Below are 25,786 nucleotides of genomic sequence, written 5' to 3'. Positions count from 1 at the left end.
ATCTCATTTTACATAAATTGGATGAGCCTTGATAATTTAAACATTTAGGAAATTGTCTTACAATAGACTGTAAAATGTCATTTTATTCTTTTTGTTAATAGTTTAGCTTTAAAGCCCACTCTGTAATTAACAATTTTATAATATTAATTGCTATTTTTAATAATTATATAAAAATATTCATGATTTTTCAATACTTTTCCATGTGACTATTTGATCATAATAAAAATTGCATTATATCTTGACATTTCCTTCATATTTTTTCTCTTTAGTTCTTTACCTATGTTAAAATCTATTAAGATATTACACCTTATATTCCATTTATTAGAATATTATTAAACAAAAATGCCCTTCAATCAGTTAGCAAAAACTATATTACTTGATTGAAAGGCACTCATTAGGCATCGTAAAAAATAACTAGTCAAATATACAAGTAGACTGACTAATTATTTTTTGGAGATGTCTTATTCTAATTCATAAGGTTCTATTTTAAAATAGCAAATTCAAATCCTCTCTGCTTAAGGTTCTCAATTATACTAGGTAAACTATCTACTGTACTTTGCTTTCCTGGAGCATCATGCATAAGCACCACTAGTTTTTCATAATTTGAAGAGGTTTCAAGAAACCTATTAATAAGCCTATCCTTAGATAACCCTTGACCCTCTGCATCGCCATTTAGAGAATTCCAATCAATGTATATCATGCCCTTATTATTAATAGCTTCTTTAAACTCTTTCTTATTACCATAAGAACCTCCCGGAAATCTAAAAACTCTAGTGTTAAAATTATATCCTAATATTTTCTTTAGGGCTTCATCTGTCTTGTCCACCTCATATATAAAGTTATCCACGTTACTATAAATCTTGCTATAATTATGAGAATAGGAGTGATTTGCTATTGCGTGTCCAGAATTATAAGTTCTCTTTAAAATCTCTTTGTTTTCTTCAACCATAGCTCCTACAACAAAAAATGTAGCCTTAATATTATATTTGTCTAGTATATTTAATATCTGAGGCGTTATATTAGCACTGGGACCATCATCAAAAGTTAAAAACACTGTTTTTTTGCCATCTTTTATATAAGCTCTTTCAGATTCTATAGCTAACACATGCTTCTGGCTATAGACCTCTTTGGAATTTTCTGATATTCCTTCTCTATTACCCCTGTATCCTCTTCTCATGATTTCCATAATCTCTATATCGAAATCTTCCTCTGCTTTTTCTTTACTAGAGTATAATACTCTATACATTTCCATATAATCTTCTTCCACCACTTCAGCAGAAGGAGCCTGGAGTGAAGAAAAGAAAAAATAAGAAGAGAACCCTAACATATAAAGTATAATATATACAATCGCTAATTTAATTTTTCTTTTTCTAAGAACCATTACATCCCCCAATTATAATTATTTATATGTTATTATTAAATCTTTTAATAGACTTATCTCCAAATTTTTCTTTAATAAGGTCTAAGGCTTTATCTAGGCTTTGATTTTTTTCTAAAGAATATACCTCAGTTTCATCAAATATGCTAACTTGATGAGTAAACTCTTCTGACAAATTGTACAGGGCTATTCCTAATAGTCTTATGGGTTCTTTTTTCCACACCTCATCAAATAATTCTTGAGCTATTTTACCTATATGTTTAGTTGAATTTGTAGGATTAGCTAACTTTTTCTGATGAGAATAGCTTATAAAATCCTTATTTTTAATATTAACAGCTATACCACTACAAAATTTATTTTCCTTTCTTAGTCTTACAGAAATTTGTTCAGAAATTTGTACTAATATGTCATGGGCCTTATATTTATTCACCACATCTACAGGTAAGGTTATTGAATTACTTATTATTTTTGCTTCTTCTGATTGACATTGCACTTTTGAACTATCTATTCCATTAGCGTATTCCCAAATAAGACCTCCATAGCTCTTAAATTTTTGTTTTAAAAATGTTACATCATGCTTAGCTAAGTCCTCTATAGTAAATATATATAATTTATTAAGTTTTTCTTTTGCTTTTCTACCTACCATAAAGAGCTCACCTACAGGTAAAGGCCATAACTTTTCCTTTATTTCTTCGCTATATAATGTATTTATCTTATCTGGCTTATTAAATTCTGAAGCCATTTTAGCAAGAACTTTTTTGTCAGATATACCTATATTCACTGTAAATCCTAGTTCTTTCTTTATTCTTTCCTTTATAGCATAAGCCTCCTCATAGGCATCTTTCTTATCTAAAACTCCCATATCTAAGAAACACTCATCAATGGAGTATTGCTCTACACAAGGGGAATAGTTCTTAAGCATATTTATAAGCTCTTTACTATAAAATCTATAGGAATTAAAGTCAGGAGCTACAATTACTAAATTAGGACACTTCCTCTTAGCTGAGTACAAGCTTTCTCCTGTTACTATTCCATATTGCTTAGCTAAATTAGACTTTGCTAATACTACTCCCCTTCTACTTTGCTCATCTCCTCCAATAACTGAAGGAATATTTCTAAGATCCATATCCTCTCCTTGACTCATTCTATACACTACCGACCATGATAGAAAGGCAGAATTTACATCAATATGAAAAATAGTATTTCTTTTCTCTTCCATTATAAATCACCCTTTATATAAATATCATATATAATTATACCAAACATATATTCCTATTTGTAGTATTATACTATATTTGGTGATTTAATATTTATTTACTCCAAGTAATCACTTTATTTTTACCAGTAATTTTAGCTTTATAATTTGCCTGCTCTGACTTTTTTATTATTTCCTCCATATCTGATCCATCTGTGGGATAATTAGCTACACCTATGGACACTGTTATAGGATAGGTCCATTCCTGGGTATTTATTTCTACCTCACTTCTAATTCTCTCAGCTACCTTTAATGCATCGAAATAGGATGAATTTTCTAGAATAACTAAGAACTCATCTCCCGATAACCATCTGAAAACCTTGTCATTTTCTCTAACAGAATCCCGAATTAATAGCGCAAGTTCATTTATCATTTTATTGCCGGCCTCATAGCTTATTTGATTATATCTTTTGAGATTATCTCCATCAATAAATAGTATGCAGAATTCTTTAATTTGACCTCTGTACTCCTCTATTAACTGATTTAAATATAATTTAGCTGCTCTATGATTAGAAAGCCCAGATACATCATCAGTTAAAGCCAGATTATATGCATCATTAAAAAAGGATAAGGTTTCCTTAATTCTTCTAGTGAAGCTTCTTATTATGTGCTCTAACCATCGTTCTTGACTAAATTTTTTATCTTTCTCACTGATTTCATCTAAGGAGTACCTCAATACCATTTCATAAAATTCATTTATTGATGAAATTCCATCTTCATAGCTTAATATTAAAGTATGCACTCCAATATCATAGAGTCCCTGATGATACATAGCAATATTAAAATTATCTTTAATTTCACCTACTATTTTTTCCGCATAATTCTTTGACGCCTGAGGTAAGATTACGGTGAACTCATCTCCATCAGTTCTGAATAAATAGAAATTTCCTTGTTCTTTCAATATTTTATTTAGCACTTCTGATAATGTCTTTAAAATTGTATCTCCAATTTCTTTGCCATATTTTTTATTAATTGTATTAAAATCAACCATATCAAATATGATAAAAGATCCTCTGTTTTGAAAAATATTAACAGTATCTAATTCAATAAATTTAAAAAAATTTGGTAGACCCGTCAATGGGTCAATATAAATTTTGTTTTTATGCTTTCCTTTCAATTTTTCTCCCCCCAAAAAATAATAATCCAATTTTTTAACCCCAAGAATATTTTACCATATTTATCAAATAAAAGCTTTATTTGTATAATGAAATATATTTTTTCTTTTTAGTACTTTCTCCACTTTCAAAACTCCTTGTCATTTATATAAAAGTATGCTATTTATCAAAATCAAAAAAACACCTAGATTAGTTCTAAGTGTTTTTGGGATATATATTTTTCTTTAAATCTTTAAGAACCTCAGAAAATGATATCTTCTCATTATTAAGATTTTGCTTTCTTTTTTCAATACCAAGTCTATCGTTTAAGTCTTTTCTTTCATCATAGTTACTAGCTCCAATTAATGAATTAATCCTCACTGAAACCACCTCCACATTTATACATACGAAGGTCATTTGATATTTAAGAGGGTATAATGCTTATAATAGCTACTCTTACAGCAAGAACTTTGTCCTAAATTTTAAAACTCTATTACTTAATTAAGCAATTCGGCATCATATATTGTATAATCACATCTATAAATAAAAATATACTTGCCATCTATTTGTATGCCTGTGCTCTTATCTATTCCAGTGGCAAAGTAGCTAACTTTGTTACCCACAAAGGTTGCCAAAGGCTTTCCTGATTGTGACCTTATTAAAATTACCTTACTTTTTCCTGTAGTGATATTTTTCATATCATTAACCATTCTATTAAGAAAAGGAGTGGATCTATCAATGTTTTGTATATTGGCTGTTTTAGAAAATTCATTGAAAACATCAGTCAATCCCTTTTCATATAAAATTAGACTGCTGCCAACATGAACCATGGACTTACCACCAATAGTTAAGCTAATTACTGAAGATTGCTTTATTGTTTTACCTTCTTCATCTTTTGTATTAAACTTATCCTCCGTACTTACACTTATAGATTTTCCCTCAATTCTATCAATAATATTACTTTCTTCATCATAGGTTTGTATTATTGCATCTCTTCCTTTTAATGCCTCTTTGATTTTTCCTGCTTCTCGCTGTAATAAAGCACAACCACTAAAGAATATTGTACATAATATTATTGTAATAGCTATTAATTTCTTTCTATTTTTATTCATCTTTATTCCCCCTATTTTTACATAATAATTCTATTTTATCATATTTAATTAAAACAAAAAGCACCTAATCCTCTGAAGACCATCCAAATATTATGATATAATCATATTAAATGAACTTCACTTAGATTAGGTGCTCACTTTTAAACTATTTTTTTCATTAATTTCATGATTATTTTAGGTATCTACTATTATTCTATAGGAATAGAATCATTGATAGAATAAACATAAATATAACTCCACCAATCATTGGTACTGCAGTTCTTCTTACCACTTCTAAAGCCGGTTTCTTTACTGAACCTGCTACAATCACCGTAACTGCCGCCACTGGTGAAACTGCTCTCATTAAGTTTCCAGCTAATCCCATTGGCACTGAAAGGGCAATAGGACTGATTCCAGCTGCTTCTGCTAGAGGTACCATCAATGGAATCATTGCAAAGAATAAAGCAGTTCCACTTCCAGATAACAATACAATAAGCAAAGATAATGCTACTAATATAAGTGGAAGTATAATTCCCATACCTGTTCCTTTAGTTGAAATCATAGCTGTTTGTAATGTATTTATTAGACCTATTGCTTTTAATCCTGTTACAAATACACTAGCAGCTACTAATAAAGCTACTATAGACATACCACTAGCCATTCCCTTAAAGAAAGCCTCTGTATCATCTAGTACTTTTTTGTTTCCTTTGTTTCTAATTAACTCGCAGCAAATTGCAATGATAAAACTTACTATTGAAGCTACTTCTACTGATAGTGTAACCTTCCAGCCTGTTAAATAAATAGCTATAAGCATTAAGATTGGCAATAAAGGTAATAAAGCATATACTGTTTTAAATAGAGAGGAACCTTTAATTTCATCAACATTCTTTATGTCGATTTTTTCATCCTCCGCTATTCTCGGATCTTTTTTATCCATATATTTTTGCCAGAAGTAATGTAAAATTGCCATAACACCTAAGGTAGGAATTGAAACCATAGCATGATATTTCACCACATAATCAGTTACTGATAATCCAGCATAAGCAGGATATTTTGCTAACTCTTTAGCGATAGCAACATTGTCACTTCCAAGAGGCGTTGGCATTACTGTTGCAGTGGTAGCTATAACTGCTGCTGCTGTTAAAGTACTCATACCTGATTTTTTTAACACTGGGAATAATGTAGCTAATAATATGATAGCTAGATTAGATGCACTAGGGATTACTAATGAAAGTAAATTACCAATTAAAAACACAATAGGAACTAAAATATACGCTGATTTAATTTTAGATATAGGCTTTGTAAGCACATTTACAGTTACATCGTTAGCCCCAATTTTACTCATATAGGCAGAGTATCCACCTAAAATTAAAATTATAAATCCTGCTTCTGATAAGGTTTGTTTAAAGATGTCTGCTGCAGCCTTTAAAGGGTCAAACATTAAGGCTCCTGTCGAAGCAAAACCCTTAATTCCCATTCCCGTACCCATAGCTATAGCTATATAAAGTAACACTAATCCTATGGCAAACAATGTAATTTTTATGTCCATTTTCTTTATTAACATATATACTACTAGTGCAATGGCTATAATTGCTGTTGAATACATAATAAAATTGTTCATAATATTATCCTCTCTCTCTATTTATTTATATGCATTTTTCAATTGAACTCATAAACCATTGTTTAAAAATTTCTGGGTTTATATCTGTACATACTTTTGCATTAGGAGATTTTCTTAAATATCCTTTTAAGTCTACTATAGTACAACCAAGTGTTAAATTGCTTTGAGTTTCAACATCTATAAATGTATCTGCTATTTCATACATCTCTGGACAAAGTAAATATGCGATAGCACAACTGTCGTACATTTTTAGTCCTGTCTTAAAGCTTCCGCCCCTATACTTTTGGAATAATGAATACATCATATCTCCAGTTTTGCCCATGATTTTTATTTTTTCACTATCTTCAGGATAAACTAATGCTTTGAGTCCTACATCTAATCCTGCCATTGCAAGTTTTACTCCACTAGAAAATACGATTTTAGCTGCCTCAGGATCCGTTGCTATGTTGAATTCTCCCATGACAGTCTTGTTTCCTCTAGTTAAAGAGCCACCCATGAATACAATTTCATCAATATTACTTTTAACTTCTGGGTACATCTTTAATAGTAATGCCACATTTGTCATTGGCCCAATAGCTGCAATAGTTACAGGAGTATCACTTTCTATAATAGTCCTTCTCATTGCATTTACTGCATGCACCTTTAATAGATTACTTCGATTTGGCTCTCCAAAATCATATCCGTCCATCCCTGATGCTCCATGAACATTTTTTGCATCGTCAAATTTTTGAAGCAATGGCTCTTCTGCGCCTTTTGCTACAAGTATATTTTTACCGAAAAACGTTAGTAATCTCAATGTATTCTCAGTTACTAAGTCAAGGCTAACATTTCCGGCTACGGTTGTTATAAGTTTTACGTCTAATTCTTCTGAGAATAGAGCTATTGCAATAGCTATAGCATCATCGATGCCTGGGTCCGTATCAATTATTATTTTCCTTTTGTTTTCCATGATTTATCCTCCTTTTATCTTTGAAAAAATTTATTTATCTCTTCACTGCTTGGAATAGATATTTGAGCGCCTTTTCTTGTAACTGTTATAGCAGATGCTTTTGTGGCATATTCTAACGCTTCCTTTAAAGAGTATCCAAAGGATAATTGCGCTGCCATTGCTCCTATGAAAGAATCTCCTGCTGCAGTAGAATCAACTACTTCAACCTTATATGCATTTACCTTAATAATTTCTTTATCTGTTATGGTTACACTTCCTATTTCTCCTAATGTAATAACAACATTTTCTGTGCCCTTGCTTCTAAGAATTTGTCCAACTCTTTCACATTCTTCTATGGTTTTTGGATAAATGTGAGTTAGTATTTCACATTCGCTCTGATTAAGTACAAGAATATCAATATATTTATAGAATTCATCTGGAAAAACCTTAGCAGGAGCTGGATTTAGTATAGTTTTCATTCCAATGCTTTTTGCATACTCAAGCAATTGAAGAGTTGTATCAAAATCGTTTTCAAATTGTGTTACAAAATAATCTCCCTCTTGAGCAAGCTTGGATAACTTGTCCTTTGCAAAACTATAACTTAAAGAGAAATTTGCTCCTGGATTTAAAATAATTCTATTATCCTTATTATGACAAATGATCATGGCTAATCCTGTAGATTCATTTTCTTGAATTTCCATAGAATCTACATTAACACCATTGCTTTTTAAAGATTCTAATATTGTATTACCAAAGGAGTCCCTGCCTACACTTCCAATAAATAATGTATTTGCGCCAGATCTTACCGCAGCGATTGCTTGATTACCTCCTTTGCCACCGTTATTCATCAAAAATTCATGTCCATGAATGGTTTCACCTTCATTAGGAATCTTATCCACTTTTATGGCAAGATCCATATTAAGACTTCCTACTACAATAACTTTTTTCATATCATCTCATACCTTCTTTCTATTCAAGCATATCATTCCAGATCCAAATAGTTCATTGGGTCTTATAATAAAACCAAACTTTTCATAGAAGCCTTCTGTATTTGGCATTGCCATCAACCCTATATATGGGTGCTTACAACTACAGGATTCTATATAATCTAATAAACTATTAACAACCATAGTTCCAACATGCTTACATCTATAACTCGGATGAACTACTACATCTTTTATAAAGAATGTGATCCTCCCATCCCCTACTACACGTCCAATGGCTATTGGATTTTCATTATCATATATCACAACACTATAAAGCGTATTTTTCAAAGCCTCAATAATGTCATCCTTTTCATATTGCTGCATATTTGCATATCTTCTTATGGAGTCATAAATATCCCATGTCAATCCATTTTCTACAATATGCATGCCATCAACTCCTTGATAAAACGTTTTACTAACTTTAATTACATGATACCATCACAAATACATATTGTCAATACACTGAGAAAATAAAACGTTTTACCACTTGTTTTCTAAGTTTTTATTACTAATTCATCAATAGTATGTTATAATTATGCTGGTGATTAAAATGAGTTTTAAGTTAAAAGATATTGCTAAAGAGGCAAATGTGTCTATTAGTGCTGTTTCATTAGTTTTAAATGATAAACCCTGCAGAATCTCTGAAGAAAAAAAGGCACTAATAAAAAAAATTGCAGAGGATAACAATTATACTCCAAATATCAATGCAAGAAGTTTGATTACAAAGGAAACTAAGACCTTTGGCCTTATTATCCCTGATATTGAGAATATATTTTTCTCAAGGCTTACAAAAGCCATAGAAAATTATTGCAGACAATTTGGATATACCCTTATTATTGTGAATTCTAATGATGAATATACTCAAGACCTTAATTTAATTGATCTATTATTATCTAGGGGCATCGATGGTTTGTTTATTACTATTTCTAATTCTGCCTACAACCATCAGGAAGATATATGCTCCAAGCTAAATAAGCTAACTATACCCTACGTAATGATAGATAGAATTTTTCCTGACTTTGATTGTAATAAAGTATATTTTGACAACGTAAAAGGAGCTTATTTAGCTACAAAAAATTTAATTAACCATGGACATAGAAGAATCTCCTGCATTATAAATTCTATTAATTCACAGAACTCAATATCAAGGTTTGAAGGCTATAAAAAAGCCATGGAGGAGCATGGGCTCTCAATAGAAAGTGACTTTATAATCGAAGGAGATTATCACATAAAAAGCGGATATGCAGCAGGAGATATGATAATAAAGAATAATACAACAGCTGTATTTGTTTCCAATGACATGATGGCACTTGGTTTGCTAAAGCGCCTAAGAGAAGAAAACATAAGAGTTCCAGAGGATCTGTCTATTGTTAGTTATGATAATTTGTTAAATGATTTTTTAATAGACATGCAAATAACTTCTATTGATCAAAAGGTCTCAGAGCTAGGAACAGTAGCTTGTGATGTTATGCTTAACCACATTCAAAATAAGGAGTTAGAATGTAAAAACATATGCTTAGATCCTGAATTAATAATAAAAAATAGCATTAAAGATATCGTTTATAAAGAACAGCCATAGATCTATATAAGTCTGCGGCTGTTTCCTATTTTTTAGAAGTAAAAACTGCTGACAGGATATCCTTGTCAGCAGTCTAATGAATCTAGCAGTTTTAAATATTTTAGTATCAACATTTTCCTATAATAAATTCAAAATTTATGTCCTTAGAAGAATCAATGAGATATTCCTGATGCACCGGCGCACCCCAACTGTCGTCTCCCCCTACTCCCATCTGTTTTGCTGCTATGGTTATTACGGTGTAATGTATAGGCGGAAGCTCATAATGATGAAGTGCATTTTGAAGTTCAAAGGCTGTGTAAGGTGAAACTCCCAGTTCAAAAGGACTTCCAACGGCAGCAAACTCAATTCCAAAGCCTTCTTTGTTCTTAACCCTAGCCCATCTCACTCCTATATGATTTCCGCTTTCCTGGGGAACCGCATACTTCGAAGCATTTTCTATTACTGACTTTTCAAAAATACCTAAATGTGCTCCATGATGTCTGTCGCAATAATTCTCTTCTGGTCCCATGCCGTACCACTTAAAGCTATCAAATTCTGCTGATAATTTAATTGCAAGTCCAAATATAGGAAGCTCAGGCAATCCTTCAATTCCCTCGTAATGACAACTTACTTTTATCCTTCCATCTCCATAGGTAGTGTAAGCAGTAGTCACCTGTGTTTCAGGTATTGTAGGCAGATTATAGGTGTACTTTATTGTAACGTTACAATCATCCTCCATTACTTCAATATTACTGCAGCGCTGAAACATACTTGCTTGAAGCCACTGACCGCATCTGAAACCATGGCCATTTCCCTTGTCATTATCCGTCATAGCTCTCCAGTATATCGGCATAGGAGTACGAGTAATAACCTCTTTGTCGCCATATCTTAGAGACACAATGCCGCCCTCTTGCTTTGAAAATAGTATACTAAAATCTCTACCCCTAACTCCTATATTCACATCACCATATATTACCGTTGGTTTTTTCAGTTCACTAGAAATAGCTTCCTCCTCTATATTGTATATAAACTGACCAAAGGCAACGATATATCCTCTATCTGCCCAAGCAGTAGACTCTTTAAGCTTAAAGGAAGCATTGATAGAATATTCCCCTGGCTTATTCTCTTGAGGCAAACTAAGTTCAACATACTTTTCCTCATCAGCATTTACCATAACCTCAATAGCATCTTTAAAAATCTCCTTACCGTTACAAGCAAGTGAATATTCTAAATAATATTCCGAAGTATCTATAAACAGATTTTGATTTTTAACTAAAACTCCATTTCTATCTATAGTAAGCTTTATATTTTGATAGAGCTTTCTCACTTCTTGAGCCTTTGGTGAAATTGTTCTATCTGCATAAACTATTCCATTACCACAAAAATTATAATCTGTGGGCCTATCGCCAAAATCACCACCATAGGCTAAAAATTCCTTGCCGAGCCTATCTCTTTTTACTAGGAACTGATCTATATAATCCCAAATAAATCCCCCTTGGTACATTTCATACTTATCTTCAAGCTCTATATATTTGTGCAATGCTCCACAGGAATTACCCATAGCATGCATATATTCACAGCTTAAATAGGGCTTTGGTGGATTATTTTCTAAATACTTTTCTACATCAACCACCTTAGCATACATTCTACTTTCCATATCACTGCTATCATTAAACCTTCTATCATTAAATATTCCTTCGTAATGAACCAACCTTGAAGGATCTTTCTTTCTGAAATATTCAGACATCTTATATATATTTTCACCGCCAAAAGATTCATTTCCACAGGACCAGATTAAAATTGAAGGATGGTTTTTATCCCTTTCTAGCATTGAAGACGCTCTGTCTAGAACAATATCCAGCCACTGAGGCTTACTGTCAGGAATAACCCAGTCTGGCATAATTTTCCCCATCTTCTGCCAAGAACCGTGGGTTTCCAGATTTGTTTCATCTATTAAATAAATACCGTATTCATCACAAAGTTCGTACCAATAACTTTGATTTGGATAATGACTGGTTCTTACTGCATTTATATTATTTTGTTTAAGAAACTTAATGTCCCAAAGCATATCTTCCTTAGTAATGGCTCTACCTCTACGACAGTTAAACTCATGTCGATTTATTCCTTTGAAAATTATCCTCTTACCGTTTAAATTCATTACTTTATTTATCATCTCAAATTTTCTGAAGCCAACCCTCTGTGGAATCACTTCTACAATATTATCCGCCTGATCTTTAACATAAATATAAAGAGTATAAAGATATGGGCGTTCTGCACTCCAAAGCTTAACATTATTAACCTCTAATTTGAGGCACATTGAAGCTGTTATCGGAACCTTCTCAGCCTTGGCAACTACTATGCCTTCCTTATCCACTAGTTCTAAAACTACCTTAGACTTTAATTCCCCTATTACTTTTAAATCCAGCTCTAAGGATGCATCTCTATATTCTTTATCTAAGTTTGTCTTTACAAAGATGTCTTGTATATGGGTTTTAGGAATCGAGTATAAATATACATCTCTAAATATACCAGAAAAACGCCAGAAATCTTGATCCTCCAGCCAAGATCCCGTAGACCTCTTATATACCTCAACAGCTAGCTTATTTTCTCCAGATTTTATATAAGGTGTCAATTCAAACTCAGCAGGGGTAAAACTATCTTCACTATAGCCTATAAATTCTCCGTTTAACCAAAGGTAGAAAGCACTTTCCACCCCTTGGAAAGAAATACATAAAGGCTTATCCTTAAGTTCTTCTTCCAGTGTAAAATACTTAACATAACTTCCTACAGGATTGTATTCTTCAGATATTTGAGGCGGTCTTAAGCAGCTATGACCATCCCAAGGGTACATTGTGTTTATATATTGGGGTTTGTCATAACCCTGCAGCTGTATATGACCTGGTACAGCTATACTATTCCATGGGCTACAGTCAAATTCCAACTTGTAAAACTCTTTAACCCTTTCTTTGGGATTAAAAGCAAAGCTAAACTTCCAACTTCCATTTAAATATTGTCTTAAAGCCATTTCCCCTTTTTTTGCCTCATCCAAGTTTAAATAGTATTTGTGATCTGAATGAGCATCAATTCTATTAACAGCGAAAACTGATGGATCCGAAAGCCATGCTATATTTGGAGCTTTTAAATTCATTGCCAAATACCTCCTTAAATCATAATTTAAAATACATCTCAAGTTTTTATCCTTTAACGGAGCCTAGCATTCCCTCCACAAACCTTTTTTGCATTAAGAAGAAAATTAATGCTGTTGGTAAAGTGGTAATTACAATCCCAGCCATTATCATTCCATAATCTGGAGTATAAGAAGAGCTCATGGTGGAAATTATCAAAGGCGCTGTTCTTTTACTAGGAGTCTGTAAAGTAATCAATGGCCACATATAGTTGTTCCAGCTGCTCATAAAGGTTATAATAGCTGCTGCGGCGTAGGTAGATTTCATAGTTGGAATAAAAATCTTTAAAAATATTTGTAGTTCATTCAACCCATCAATACGCCCTGCCTCTAAAATATCCTTTGGAAAGGACTTTGTATTCTGTCTGAAAAAGAATATTAAAAAAGCCGTAGATACACTAGGTATTATTACTGACGCTGTTGTATTAAGCCCAAAAATCTTAAAACTACGGAACATCCTAAATAGCGGTACCATCAAAGATGCGAAAGGCACCATCATAGATAATAATAGTATACCAAATATCTTGTCTCTAAGCTTGCTTCTATAGATTTCAAAACCATAGCCTGCTATAGAAGATATTATCAATGCTAGTATGGTGGTTATTACTGCTATCTTTGCAGAATTTATGAGAGAAGTTCCGAAATTCAAGTTATTATGAAATAGATTTTTAATATTTTCAAATAAGCGGGTTCCTGGTACTAATGATCCTCTGCTAATATCTATGGACTTATTAGTCATGCTTATAATCATCCAAAGAAAAGGAAAAATTGATATTAAGGATATCAATGTTAAAAATATATATTTAAGTATATTTATTGTCTTTTTCATTTATTATCACCTGCCACTTTAAATTGAATTAGTGATAATATAACAATCATAGCTACGATAGTATAAGAAACTGCTGCCGCATATCCAAAATTAGGAGTATATTTAAAGCTTAGATTGTATATATATTGAGAAATTGTAGTTGAAGCATTCCCCGGTCCCCCTCCTGTTATATTCATAACTTCATCGAATAATTGCAGAGTTCCTGAGGTTGAAGTAATGGTAGTAAATAATATAATTGGTTTTAATAAAGGAATAGTAATATGAAAAAATTGTTTCATTGCAGAGGCTCCATCTATTTTTGCAGCCTCATAAATTGAAGAATCTATATTCTGCAAACCCGCAAGATAAAATATCATATTATAACCTGTCCAGCGCCATGTGATTGCTATGATAATTATAAACTTAGCCCAGAAAGGACTAGTCATCCAATCTATTGGTGTAGTAATTAAATGTATCTTCATAAGCAACTGATTCACTAAACCATCATTGGCAAATAAACTTTTAAATATTACAGAATAGGCTACCAAAGATGTTACACAAGGTAAAAATATTGATGTCCTAAAAAAACCTTTTCCTTTAAGATTTTTATCATTTAGAAGCACTGAAATAAATAAGGCTAATAAAATCATTATAGGAACTTGTACTACTAGATAAATTAAAGTGTTTATCACTGCTTTTTTAAATGTAGCATCCGTTAACAGTCTAGTGTAATTACTGAAGCCTACGTATTTAAGATTATTTCCCGCACCGGATTTTAATGAGGTAATAAAGGCTTGTATCATAGGATAAAAAACAAAGATAACTATAGAAATTATGCTTAAGATAGTAAAAGACCAACCTAAAGTGTCATTCTTTCTCTCTAAAGCACCTTTCTTATTAATATTCAAAGATCTTTCCCTCCTTGTGCGATTAATAGTTTTAATTTAAAAATCGCTATTTGTATAGAGAGCAAATAATATAGCTTAAATAGTTTTCTCTAAGTTCAAATAGCGATTCATTTTAATATCTAAATTTACATATTATTTTGCTACAGCAGCTTCCGCCTGCTTCTGAGCATCTTTTAATGTTGTCTCTAAATCTGCATTTTTACTCACTATATTTTGGACTGCTCCAGTTAGAATATCTTCTATACTATAAGTGCTTAAACCGTAGTTAACAGCAGGTATTTTTGTTGACCAAGCAGCGAAATCCTGTAATAATACTTGACCACCATAGAAATCCACTGGTTTCTTATAGTTCTCAGAAGTAGCTGCAGCCTTTAATGTACTTACAAGATTAATTTTCTGTGATAGAGTGTTCATAAGCTCTGTACTGCTTCCAAAGGTCTTGGCAAGAAAATCCGCAGCTAAATTGGAATCTCCAACCTTATCTAATACATACCAGCTTGAGCCCCCAAGATTAGAATAATTTACTGAACTTGAAACTGCCCCTAATCTTGGAATTGGAGCTACTGCCCATTTTCCGCTCTGGTCTTGTGATTTCATAACTGAACTTGATATCCAGCATCCTGTTGGAACTGTTGTAACCTCACCCTTTTGGAAAGCGCCTACAAAATTGTCCCATCCGCTAATTGGCTTAACAATTCCTGAATCCATTAGTGCCTTCCAGGTTTTAATCCCCTCTTTTAAGGCTTGATTGTCAGCTATGTTCACAGTCTTTCCATCCTCTTTAACATACCACTGTCCTGCTGTCTGCATCATTATTCTGATTTGCCCTAAATCACTAGGATCTAGAGTTAACATTGCCTTGCCAGTCTTACTCTTAACTGCTTTACCTATTTCTATATACTTCTCCCAAGTAAGATTATTCATATCTTCTTTCTTATATCCTGCTTGCTCTATTAAATCCGTTCTATAAAACAAAGCTGCCACACCACTGTCAAAAGGAAGCCCATATAATTTCCCATCTTTGCTACAAGGCTTAATCTTATAATCCATAAAGTTTGAAGCTTGAACCTTACTAGAAATATCTTTGAAGGCCCCTTCATAAGCACTTAAGAAGTTTTGTGACCTATAGTCTTCCATCAGCACAATATTAGGTAAGCCTTCTGTTGAATTTGCACTTAGATTGGTATTAAGCTTTTGCACTATATCATTTTGGGCCATCTCTACTACTTCGATTTCTACATCCTTATTTTCCTTCTCATAGATTGCCTTTGCTTCATTTGCTGCAACAATATTGAAGCTTCCATCCCAGGCCCATATAACCAATTTCTTTTTTCCTGCCTCTGTTTTAGGCTGACCACTATCACTTTTTCCACATGCAGCCAAGCTCAATGTCATAACTGCACCTAAAATAACTGCCATTATTTTTTTAGCCTTCATTTTATATATCCCCCCTAGTTATGATGTGAAACGTTTTCTTACGTTTCTAATTTCATTTTATCTAAATTATATTAAATTCTATAAGACTATCTTTATATAAACTTGTGTAATTTTAACATTAATATTCATAATGTTGAATATTAAATTTGTACTTTTTTTAGATTCTATAAATATTTTTGTATACCTTTTCAATAAACTGCTTTTCCTTATGCTTTAATTGAAATAAAGAGATTTTTCATCTATAATTAATGAAGAAATAGTGATTATTTTATTATTGTAAAGGATCTGATATTATTGGATAATTTGTGCAAAATCTTAATTGTAGATGACGAATATCTGCTTAGACAAGGAATAAAGCATATCATTGATTGGAAAAAAGAAGGTTTTGAAATAGTAGGTGAAGCCTCTAATGGAAAGGAAGCTTTAGAGTTAATTGACAGTCTAAAACCTCATATAATAATCTCCGATATAGTTATGCCTGTTATGGATGGATTAGATTTTGCAAAGATAGTCAGAGCAAGATATCCAGAAATACAGGTGGTAGTTTTAAGTGGCTACAGCGATTTCGATTATGTTAAAGGAACTTTTAAGCTTGGCGTAAACGATTATATACTTAAACCTAAGCTAAATCCTGAAGAGTTTCTATCGCTTTTAAAAAATATTGCTGATAATATTCCTAACTTGCGCATTTCAACTAGTAAAAATAACAATATATTAAATATAAATTTAGAGCTAAACAAATTAATTTCTGGTTTCGATGCAAATATTGCTGCCTCTGAAGAAGCTGCTGCTTTCCCTGATGATAGCTTTTTTCTTATAGGATGTAACCTTAAAAGAATTGTAGAGAATAGTTCTATGAGCCTTCCAGCACTTAAAACACTTATTTCCAAAGCAGTGAAGACTTATTTAAACAATTACTCTCATTATGAATTAGATATAACTAAAGACATCTATCTAGTTTTAGTTAACTTTCCTAATAAGCATTATGATGAAATTCTAAGAAAGCTTCATGTTATGCTGTCAGATATTTCATCAAAGTGTATAGATATATACCTTATTCTAAGTAAGACTTTTAATCCCTTAAATAAAATGGAAAATACCTATAAAAATAGTTTTAAACCACTTCTTGGTTATAAATTTTTCTTTAAGGATAAAAAGCTTATTTCTTATGAAGATATACCTATAAATAATTTTAATGAAAAATTTGATTTTAAATATTATTCTGATCAAATCTATCTACTTAATATGCCTGCAGCACTAAACTACTTAAAAGAATATATTCACACTTCTATTGATCATTTGAGTATAAGTGAATTTGAACTAAAAACTCTATTCCAAAATGCTCTATATAATATAATCAATATTTTAGATGAGCTTCATTTTAATGTAGAAGCGATGAATAAATCCAAGCTAGAATATTTTCAACAAATAGATGAAACTAACAGTGCTGATGAACTTCTATCTCTATTAGATAATATAGAAAAAGATATAACTGAATTATTAAGCCTTAATGTTCTTCAAATGAATGATCAAGTGATAAGTAAGATTATTCAATATATCTCTAAGCATTATAACCAGCAGTTATCCCTTAAAGAAATTGCTGATGAATTTCATTTTAACTATTATTATCTTTCCTCATATTTCAGCTCTCATATTGCAGAAGGCTTTAGTGAGTATCTTAATAAAGTTCGAGTAGAGAAATCCTTAGAGCTTTTAAGAAATGAAAAAATTCCTGTTTCAGAAGTGAGTTATATGGTTGGTTACTCAGATCACAGCTATTTTTGCAAGGTATTTAAGAAGTTCACAAAGGTTACTCCAACCAAGTTTAGAAAAAACATTATTAGTAGTAAGAGAGGCTCCTATGAAGAGAGTGATTAAGAAATTAAGATCCCTAAGTCTGTTTTTAAAATTAACCGTCATAATCCTTATAAGCAGTATAAGTGTCTCTACTATCACTGCATATTCAATAATCAATTTATCAAAAAAACTTTTTATCAATAACTTCAGCATAACGAATACAAGAATTTTAAGGCAGATACAGGATAACTCTGCAGACTTGAATAATAGCTTAGTAACGGTTATGAATACTGTTAATAACAGTTGGGCTTTTAGAAAATATCTCAGTGAAAATACTGTTGATCCCATCGAACAAACCATTGTTTTATATAACTTGAAGCAGCACTTAAAGCCTATTGAAGCAGTATTAGATTCTGCAAAAATTGATTTTTTAGCTATAGGTGTGAATGATTCTACTTACCTTAGAAGCTCTGCGCTTTTAACTACTTCTGTAGCATCTATAAAAGAAAATAAAATAACAAAAACTGCACTTGAAAATCCCAATAAGCTGTTGTTTCAACACAGCAATTCCGGCTTTACTAGCTTGACGGAAAATAAAAATGTTATTATAGCTACAAAAGTCCTTTGCGATTCAAATACAAAGCAGCAATTTGGCATGCTTTATATAATTATTAACGAAAATATGTTTAGTAAGTTATATTCTAATTTTCCTACTAAGGGTAATGACATTTTTATGATATCCTCAGATGGCACTATAGTATCTTCGAATCGACAAGATCTTATAGGGTCAAAAGATGAAAACCTGCTGCATTCAGCAAAAAAGATATATAGCGAAAAGATTAAATATATAGATGTAAAGTCTGACAAGAAAAGCTATACTGTTTTATCAAACTATATGCCAATCTATGATTTTTATTTAGTTAACCGTATAGATACAAAATTAGCCTTGGATGAAATGTATAATATAAACGAAATAATAATTATTTGCGGCTTAATAATAGCCACTGCTGTTGCAATATTATTTATAATTACACGAAAAACCACCAAACCGCTGAGAATTTTAGTAAAGGAAATGTCTAAAATAACTGACTATAATTTTAAAAATCATATAAATCTTCAAGGCAGCTATGAGATAGAAAAATTAAGTAAATCCTTTAATATCATGCTAGATGACTTAAATGATTATGTTGAAAAACTTGTAGTAGCTCAAAAGAAACAAAGACAGGCTGAATTATCAGCTCTTCAGATGCAGATAAATCCGCATTTTATATATAACACCTTAGCCTCTATTAAATGGCTCATTTTAAAGGGGGATAATGAAAAAGCTAGCGAAACCATAAACTCCTTTATTTCCTTGCTTCAAAATACTATCAGTGATAATAGCGAAACTATTACTGTAGAACAAGAAATGGAAAATCTTAAGAACTACGTTTTTATAAACGAAACAAGATACGGAGAAAACATTAAAGTAAACTTCCATGTACTTCCTCAATGTTTACATTGCAGACTTCCTAAGCTTATTCTTCAGCCATTTATCGAAAATTCCTTTTTTCATGCCTTTAACGGTGATAAAGAAGGGCGCATACATGTTTTTGTTTCCGAAAAGACTGGTACCCTATTTTGTGAGATTGTAGATAACGGAACTGGCATGACTGAAGATCAAGTATTAAGTCTATACTCAAAGGATCCTTCTAAAAGCAAACATTTCACAGGTATAGGCATTAAAAATGTAGACGACAGAATCAAAATGCTTTATGGCGATGAATATGGGATTGAAATAAATAGTGAGGTTGGAATCGGAACCACCATTAATGTCTATTTACCCTTGATAGAATAGCTTATGTAAACCTTAAATATTTCGCATACCCATCTATGCTGCCATTAAATCTGTTAAATTTAAAAATGTATTAAAAAACGGTGACCTTTACATGTTGTTACGTTATAATCAATATATATAATTTCGAAAATAAGTATTAAATTCCCATACACACTAAATTTAAGTTGCATTGGAAAATGCTTATAAGCCTTATATTACAAAAGAATAAAAGAGACTTATGCTTAAGCAAACGCTATCTAATAATAAGTTTGCTTTATTATACATAAAGGAGGAGATATTCTTGGTAAAAAATAATATAAAATCATTTTTCATGCACTTAATAATAAGTTTCGTTTTTGTACGTATATTTATAATATTTAATCAAAATCACGTGAAATGGGCATCTGAAGCTGCTGCAAGAAGTCATTATTTTTTAATGACGTTTAATGTAATTATAAGAATTGCTTTAGCGGGCGGTCTATATTATTTATTAGCACGAAATTATTTAAAAAATCAAGGAAACATATACAGAAATATGTTATCAACCAGCTTAACGGCGATTATAGGCATATGTCTTTGGGTAATTGCGTATAATAATGGGCTGCCGGCTCAAGGTAAATATTTGTTAGATTTAGGACCTTGGCAAAAATTAGCAAACTACTTGGGGTATTCATTATTATTTTTTACTGAATCTCACGCAAATAATCCATATGTATATTTACCCTTTCTTTTTATACCTACAGCTGTTATGGCACTTTCAATAGAAAAAGAAAAGGCTAATAAAGGCAACTGTGAAGAGACTTTATATTAATTTTTTTAATACTAATTTTACTTCCCAAAAGAGTAAAATAAACGGACAAAAGTCTGCTTATTTTTTTATCCAAAAGTAAACTTCAAAGATTTGATACTAATTAAACATATTTACTTTAATTTCATATGGAGTATAGGGAATGGATTTCCCTGTTCATCAAATTCTGACCTTTTAAATATATCAAATCCCATATGTTTATAAAATCCTATTCCCTGCATATTCTGCTCATTTACATCTACATAGTTTATGTTTAGGCTATTGATTGCGTATTCTATGAGACTTTTCCCTATGCCCTTCCCTCTACAATCATCACTTACAAATAACATTTCAATCTTACTATCATGCACGCCCATAAATGCCTGTATAGTACCTTTATCATCTCTTACACACAAAAGCTTACTAACATAATAAACCCCTTCTTTAACTTGAGGTTTTATTGATATTATATCTCCTTCGTTTAAAAAAGTATGCGTTGCTCTTACCGATGATTCCCATACATCTAATATATTATCCATATCTTCCTTATTAATATTATTTAAAATTTCTATATCGATCATATTATATCTCCTCCTTAGACTGTCTATAATAAAAATATAAATAATACTTAATTAAGTCAATTGTCTTAATACATAATTATCAATAAGATTATAGTTTATCTATTAATGTATTCCATGTAAGTTCAAGAATTCCCGTCATATTTTGCGGTTCATTTGAAATATATGTTATAACTGCATTCTTATCTGGCAGCATTACAACATATTGACCATACAAACCATCCATGCGATATGAATTAGGGTATGAGTTCATCCATATTTGATAGCCGTATCCTTGGTGATGATCAGCCGTTGCAAAGTACGGATTAAAATAGTTAGTTTTTATTTGTACAGATGTTGCTTGTTCTATGTAACTTGAAGGAATAAGTTGCTTACCTTTCCAGATCCCTTTATCAAGAATTAATTGTCCGAATCTGGATAATTGCTCTGCTGTTAAATATAGACCTGAGAAACCCTGTGGAATTCCTTTTGGACAAGTATCCCATTTAGGTTTCGGTATATCCAAATATTTAAATATTTTTTTATCTAAGTATTCATTTAAGTTACTCCCTGTAGTAATGCTTATAATTTTTGAAAGCATATAGGTTGCGGCATTGTTATATGTAAAATGAATACCCGGTTTAAATACAATGGGTTCATCAAAGAACAATTGAGAAATATCCCATTCCTTACCACTACTCCAATCAGCCTTCATCACTGGGCATTCCGCATGTCCAGTTCCCATACAAAGCAAATCATGAATAGTCATCTCTTTTAGATATTCATTCATTGACACATGTTTAATATGGGAGAAAAAATCTATAACAAGGTCATTTATTTTAAAGTAGCCCTCACTTATAGCAATACCGATTGCCATTGATGTAAATGTTTTGCTTACTGAATACAAAAGAGCAGGCTTTTCTTCTTCAAAATCATGCTTTGCAATTATATTACCTTCTTGCCTAACAATTACATTCAACACATTAAGATTCTGACTTTTTACGGATATTATCAAATCATTCAATAATTCATTATTCATTGTGATCATCTCCATTGATTTATATATTTTTTGCCAATCCTTAATTCGTATAATTTTTCCATCGTAAAATAATTCGCTTATTTTCTATGCAATATAAATTTCTGAAGTGGATAGTCAAATTCAGTTACAAGTTCATCTTCCTCAAATCCATACTTCTTATATAATAGTCTTGGTGCAATTCCTTTCATATCATCTGCTCTAAATGTTATAACTGTTATATCTGCATTGTCTGTAAATAATGATAACATTTTTTCTATCATTGCAGATGCAATTCCTTTTCTACGATGATTTGGATGAACTGCCATGAAAGAAAGACATTTAGAGTTATAAGAAAACATCATAACACCAGCAATATTACTCTCATACTTTACACAAAGAGCAGTTTTCCTTTTTATATTCTTGATCACAGTTTGTTTATAACCATGCATCTTTTCATCTGTTTCTAATCCTGGAAAATTATCTTTAACAATATCAACCATTTTAATCCAGGAGTCTATATCCTTCATTTCCGCATAACATAACGAATATTTCTCACCTAACATATTACCCTCTTTAATTTACTTTCATTTATATAGCTATACTATTTTTTCCAAGATATATTATACTAAATATTATATGTATATGGAATAAAGAGTTTGATGCAAAATTTATTGAAGGACGTTTTTCAAAAGCAATGTAAATTTGTTTTATGTGTGTTAGAAAGAAGATTACCTCTTGTTTATTTATATTTTTTAAAATCACAGCAATATAAGTCAAAAGTATACTAATTAGAAATAGAGCCATATACATAAATAATTGAAATGGTCCTCCTCCAAAATGGTAAATGGATATGGCCCATTTATAATCCAGATATATCTATCATAATCTCCATGAATAAACCAGTATAAAAATAACGGACTAACTGTAAGAATCAATCCAAAGCCTTACGAGTATTTTTCATATAATTGAAAAGAAAATATAAGGTGACTGCTCATTCAAAGCTTAATTTTCCAGTAGGAAAAAATATTTTAAATCAGGATTTTAAGGCTGAAAGACCTAATAAAAAATTGGTAAGAGATTCCGCCTATATTTCTACTTAAGAAGGCTGGTTCTATCTAGCGGCTATAGAAGATTTATATAATAAAGAAATGATTTTAAATATGCATTTTTTTATACAATCATTTTCTTTATAGTCTATTTTAAAAGTATCTCTTTAGATAAGAGTATATGCTCCATTATATGACCAATGTTGCCTTCTCCAGCAAATTTTGAAATATCAAAGAAATTCTGATTTATTTCTATCCACTCTAAATCATTTTCATCCCCATGTATAGACACTTCTTTATTTAGACGCCCAACATACACTTCGACCTTAATACTTGGTAAGTAATATGTAAAATCCATGAAATGTGTTAATATAATATCATTTTTAAAAATACCTGTTTCTTCCTCTAACTCACGATAAGCCGCACTTAATCTGTCTTCGCCACTTTCAATCTTTCCTCCAACTAAATTATACAGTCCTTTATATGGATTCTTTCTTCTTTTACACATAAGTATATGTTTGCACATACTATCAAAGGTAGCAATTACATTAAATTCTATATTCATTGTTTTCCTCCTATCATCTGAATTAAGTTTATTTCGTCTTATCCCACAATTATTTCTTTAAAACTATTCAACATTTAACATAAAAATCCTCTATAAAAGTAATACTGTTTAAAAGCATGAAATATTGTCTTTGAATTATATTTATAATAATCTTTAGTGATATTTTACAAAGAAAAAAACATTTAATTTGGCTTCTTATTGAGATAGAATAGCTTGTACATACTATTATAAGAATATTATTTACTAATGAAAGTTAACTATAGTATAAATAAATATCTATATAGGGTGTTATTAACTTGCAAAAATAAGATATTTAAGTATATAGCTCAGAGGGTTAGCTTCTATATGTATTTCTATTGAATATTGGAATCAAAATTTGATATGATATTTATAAATCAATAAGTAGTCTTTATTCAAAATATTCATATAGGGGGGAGCACATTGAATAAAAAATTGAAAATGACCATAATTTCAGTAATAGCAATTTTCGGTATAATATCGCAGGTATCTCCTGTAAAAGCAAGCGAAATAGATGCCGAAGAACTACTTCAAACCGCATTATCACAGAAAACATTCTATTCTTTTAATATGGCTTATGATGCCATACTTAAAATGAAAGACGGAAATGAGAAAAATGCCTTACTTTCAAAGCTAGATGCTCTTACAGCTATCGTTTGGACTGAGGATATAAGAAAGTTTAATTTGGATCTTGAAAAATTAGTTCAGACTGCCAGTGGAAAGTTATATGACCAGATTGCAGCGGAAGTACATAATTCTAAGCTGAATGAAATAGACAAAGGGTATCTATTAGGAGAATTGACGGGATGGGGTAAGAGATTAGTATATACTGCTGATTATATTGACGCTGTTGATTCTGTGGTTTATGCATGGATTAATACGGATGAGAATACTATAAAAGAGGCGGAAATTCTGATTTCCAAAGTGACTAATTCCTACAGCAGAGAATATCTTTTAGAGGAGATTGAAAATATAAAAATTAAATACCAAAATGATTTAGATACTGTTAACATGGTGAATTATATGTTAGGTATGAGTGAATGGTCCAGAGATGATAAGCTTGCTAAACTTCAGTTTATCTTTGCAAATAGTACATCTATCAAAGTTCCAGAAGGCTATATGTATACTGTAGGTGGTTACCATATTTTAGACAACCTCCGCACAATTAATGATATTAAGGATTTGCAAAAGGTAGTGAACAATGGAATTGCCTTTGCAGAGGCTTCAAAATTCAATGGAGGGAATTTACAGCCTCGTATATTAACTTTTGAACCAAACAAAGATAACTCAAAAATTGACATCACAGATAAGGTTTTAAAACTCAGTAGCCCTCTTATGGAAGGAACAAGCTATGAAGTTAAATCAGAACTATTCTGGGATGACCCTGAAAACCCATTGGATCCTTCTAGAAAAGTTTTTGAGGTTGTAGATGGTAAAGTATATCTAAAGCCAGATAAAGCAGATGACATTGAGCGGGACACGCTAGTTGTAACAGTAAAATATAAAGACGGGTTCTGCTTAATCAAATTAAACCTTAGCATAAAACACTCAGACCCTGTGATAGAATAATAGTCTTTGTAGAAATACGCTGATATTTCGTTTATAAACATTATATAATCCATTTAGAGAGTGATGGATTAAAAAGATATTGTAAAAACAGGCATATAGAATTAAATTGCTTAAAACATACCTATTTTTGGTGATTGCTTTGTTGCGAAAAGTTATAATTTTTTTAATGTATAAAACGCGAAAAGCATCATTGATTTTTTTATATCAATGACATTTAATGTTGCATAGTTTGTAACTATTTCTATAAAACTACTTAACACTTATAGTAAAAATTCTTCAAAAAATAGAAGTCATGACCACCCGTAAAACGGGTGGCATGCTCTAGCCCTATAAGGGCATGATACTGGCCGTGTCTCAAGACACGC

The 25,786-nt window shown here is 31.4% G+C and carries 22 protein-coding genes; 5 read left to right on the top strand and 17 right to left on the bottom strand.

The genetic code is table 11. The features are described from left to right. Positions 1 to 481: 481 nt before the first annotated feature. From BN2665_RS23205 to BN2665_RS23170, 9 genes are all read right to left on the bottom strand, one after another. On the bottom strand, positions 482 to 1,381 hold the full coding sequence (locus BN2665_RS23205) for a polysaccharide deacetylase family protein (protein ID WP_055669466.1): 900 nt from the start codon (positions 1,379 to 1,381) through the stop codon (positions 482 to 484). A 22-nt stretch (positions 1,382 to 1,403) separates the two neighbouring features. Continuing rightward, positions 1,404 to 2,597, bottom strand: a complete 1,194-nt coding sequence (locus BN2665_RS23200) for a Y-family DNA polymerase (protein ID WP_055669465.1) — start codon at positions 2,595 to 2,597, stop codon at positions 1,404 to 1,406. Positions 2,598 to 2,688: 91 nt separating this feature from the next. Continuing rightward, entirely contained in the window at positions 2,689 to 3,750 is a 1,062-nt protein-coding gene (locus BN2665_RS23195; protein ID WP_055669464.1) for a diguanylate cyclase domain-containing protein, read from the bottom strand. A 193-nt stretch (positions 3,751 to 3,943) separates the two neighbouring features. Further along, a complete protein-coding gene (locus BN2665_RS27190; RefSeq protein WP_154675017.1) occupies positions 3,944 to 4,108 on the bottom strand; it encodes a hypothetical protein in 165 nt (54 codons plus the stop codon). A gap of 116 nt (positions 4,109 to 4,224) precedes the next feature. Further along, positions 4,225 to 4,839 (bottom strand): DUF5052 family protein, encoded by a 615-nt coding sequence (locus tag BN2665_RS23190; protein ID WP_055669463.1) that lies wholly within the window; start codon positions 4,837 to 4,839, stop codon positions 4,225 to 4,227. Between the two features lie 193 nt (positions 4,840 to 5,032). Further along, on the bottom strand, positions 5,033 to 6,439 hold the full coding sequence (gene dcuC / locus BN2665_RS23185; RefSeq protein ID WP_055669462.1) for a C4-dicarboxylate transporter DcuC: 1,407 nt from the start codon (positions 6,437 to 6,439) through the stop codon (positions 5,033 to 5,035). Between the two features lie 25 nt (positions 6,440 to 6,464). Next, positions 6,465 to 7,388 carry a ribonucleoside hydrolase RihC gene (rihC, locus tag BN2665_RS23180; protein WP_055669461.1) on the bottom strand — a complete coding sequence of 308 codons (924 nt, stop codon included), beginning with the start codon at positions 7,386 to 7,388 and terminating at the stop codon, positions 6,465 to 6,467. 14 nt (positions 7,389 to 7,402) lie between these two features. Continuing rightward, positions 7,403 to 8,317, bottom strand: coding sequence for a ribokinase (gene rbsK / locus BN2665_RS23175; RefSeq protein WP_055669460.1), 915 nt, complete (start codon positions 8,315 to 8,317; stop codon positions 7,403 to 7,405). 6 nt (positions 8,318 to 8,323) lie between these two features. Further along, the gene (locus tag BN2665_RS23170) at positions 8,324 to 8,740 is read right to left on the bottom strand and encodes a GNAT family N-acetyltransferase (RefSeq protein WP_055669459.1); all 417 of its coding nucleotides are present in this window, start codon (positions 8,738 to 8,740) and stop codon (positions 8,324 to 8,326) included. 163 nt (positions 8,741 to 8,903) lie between these two features. Between BN2665_RS23170 and BN2665_RS23165 the strand changes: the two genes are divergently transcribed. Beyond that, the gene (locus BN2665_RS23165) at positions 8,904 to 9,932 is read left to right on the top strand and encodes a LacI family DNA-binding transcriptional regulator (protein WP_055669458.1); all 1,029 of its coding nucleotides are present in this window, start codon (positions 8,904 to 8,906) and stop codon (positions 9,930 to 9,932) included. 106 nt (positions 9,933 to 10,038) lie between these two features. On the opposite strand, the gene lacZ is transcribed toward BN2665_RS23165, so the two are convergent. The 4 genes from lacZ to BN2665_RS23145 form a co-directional block, all read right to left on the bottom strand. After that, entirely contained in the window at positions 10,039 to 13,059 is a 3,021-nt protein-coding gene (gene lacZ / locus BN2665_RS23160; RefSeq protein ID WP_055669457.1) for a beta-galactosidase, LacZ type, read from the bottom strand. Between the two features lie 46 nt (positions 13,060 to 13,105). Continuing rightward, positions 13,106 to 13,924, bottom strand: coding sequence for a carbohydrate ABC transporter permease (locus BN2665_RS23155; protein WP_055669456.1), 819 nt, complete (start codon positions 13,922 to 13,924; stop codon positions 13,106 to 13,108). After that, on the bottom strand, positions 13,921 to 14,805 hold the full coding sequence (locus BN2665_RS23150) for a carbohydrate ABC transporter permease (protein ID WP_423229887.1): 885 nt from the start codon (positions 14,803 to 14,805) through the stop codon (positions 13,921 to 13,923). Before BN2665_RS23150 ends, BN2665_RS23155 begins: the two co-directional genes overlap by 4 nt. A gap of 138 nt (positions 14,806 to 14,943) precedes the next feature. After that, a complete protein-coding gene (locus tag BN2665_RS23145; protein WP_055669454.1) occupies positions 14,944 to 16,248 on the bottom strand; it encodes an ABC transporter substrate-binding protein in 1,305 nt (434 codons plus the stop codon). A 294-nt stretch (positions 16,249 to 16,542) separates the two neighbouring features. Between BN2665_RS23145 and BN2665_RS23140 the strand changes: the two genes are divergently transcribed. The 3 genes from BN2665_RS23140 to BN2665_RS23130 all read left to right on the top strand — a co-directional run bounded on the left by BN2665_RS23140 (position 16,543) and on the right by BN2665_RS23130 (position 20,672). Next, the gene (locus tag BN2665_RS23140; protein WP_055669453.1) at positions 16,543 to 18,126 is read left to right on the top strand and encodes a response regulator transcription factor; all 1,584 of its coding nucleotides are present in this window, start codon (positions 16,543 to 16,545) and stop codon (positions 18,124 to 18,126) included. Next, the gene (locus tag BN2665_RS23135) at positions 18,110 to 19,882 is read left to right on the top strand and encodes a cache domain-containing sensor histidine kinase (RefSeq protein ID WP_055669452.1); all 1,773 of its coding nucleotides are present in this window, start codon (positions 18,110 to 18,112) and stop codon (positions 19,880 to 19,882) included. The genes BN2665_RS23140 and BN2665_RS23135 overlap by 17 nt, the downstream gene beginning before the upstream one ends. Before the next feature lie 280 nt (positions 19,883 to 20,162). Then, a complete protein-coding gene (locus BN2665_RS23130) occupies positions 20,163 to 20,672 on the top strand; it encodes a hypothetical protein (RefSeq protein ID WP_055669451.1) in 510 nt (169 codons plus the stop codon). A 110-nt stretch (positions 20,673 to 20,782) separates the two neighbouring features. Here the strand turns inward: BN2665_RS23130 and BN2665_RS23125 are convergent, their stop codons facing one another. The 4 genes from BN2665_RS23125 to BN2665_RS23105 form a co-directional block, all read right to left on the bottom strand. Next, complete coding sequence (locus BN2665_RS23125) at positions 20,783 to 21,229, bottom strand: GNAT family N-acetyltransferase (protein WP_055669450.1); 447 nt, start codon at positions 21,227 to 21,229, stop codon at positions 20,783 to 20,785. Positions 21,230 to 21,317: 88 nt separating this feature from the next. Continuing rightward, positions 21,318 to 22,244, bottom strand: a complete 927-nt coding sequence (locus BN2665_RS23120) for a serine hydrolase domain-containing protein (RefSeq protein WP_055669449.1) — start codon at positions 22,242 to 22,244, stop codon at positions 21,318 to 21,320. 77 nt (positions 22,245 to 22,321) lie between these two features. Further along, positions 22,322 to 22,786, bottom strand: coding sequence for a GNAT family N-acetyltransferase (locus BN2665_RS23115; protein ID WP_055669448.1), 465 nt, complete (start codon positions 22,784 to 22,786; stop codon positions 22,322 to 22,324). Between the two features lie 631 nt (positions 22,787 to 23,417). Continuing rightward, positions 23,418 to 23,834 carry an NUDIX hydrolase gene (locus BN2665_RS23105; protein WP_055669446.1) on the bottom strand — a complete coding sequence of 139 codons (417 nt, stop codon included), beginning with the start codon at positions 23,832 to 23,834 and terminating at the stop codon, positions 23,418 to 23,420. A gap of 441 nt (positions 23,835 to 24,275) precedes the next feature. Between BN2665_RS23105 and BN2665_RS23100 the strand changes: the two genes are divergently transcribed. Continuing rightward, on the top strand, positions 24,276 to 25,421 hold the full coding sequence (locus BN2665_RS23100) for a hypothetical protein (protein WP_055669445.1): 1,146 nt from the start codon (positions 24,276 to 24,278) through the stop codon (positions 25,419 to 25,421). Positions 25,422 to 25,786 lie beyond the last annotated feature (365 nt).

This window comes from Desnuesiella massiliensis, from assembly GCF_001403615.1.
Classification (GTDB): domain Bacteria; phylum Bacillota; class Clostridia; order Clostridiales; family Clostridiaceae; genus Desnuesiella; species Desnuesiella massiliensis.
Note: the sequence above shows the minus strand (reverse complement) of the source record. Positions and strands in the feature narration are given on the sequence as shown.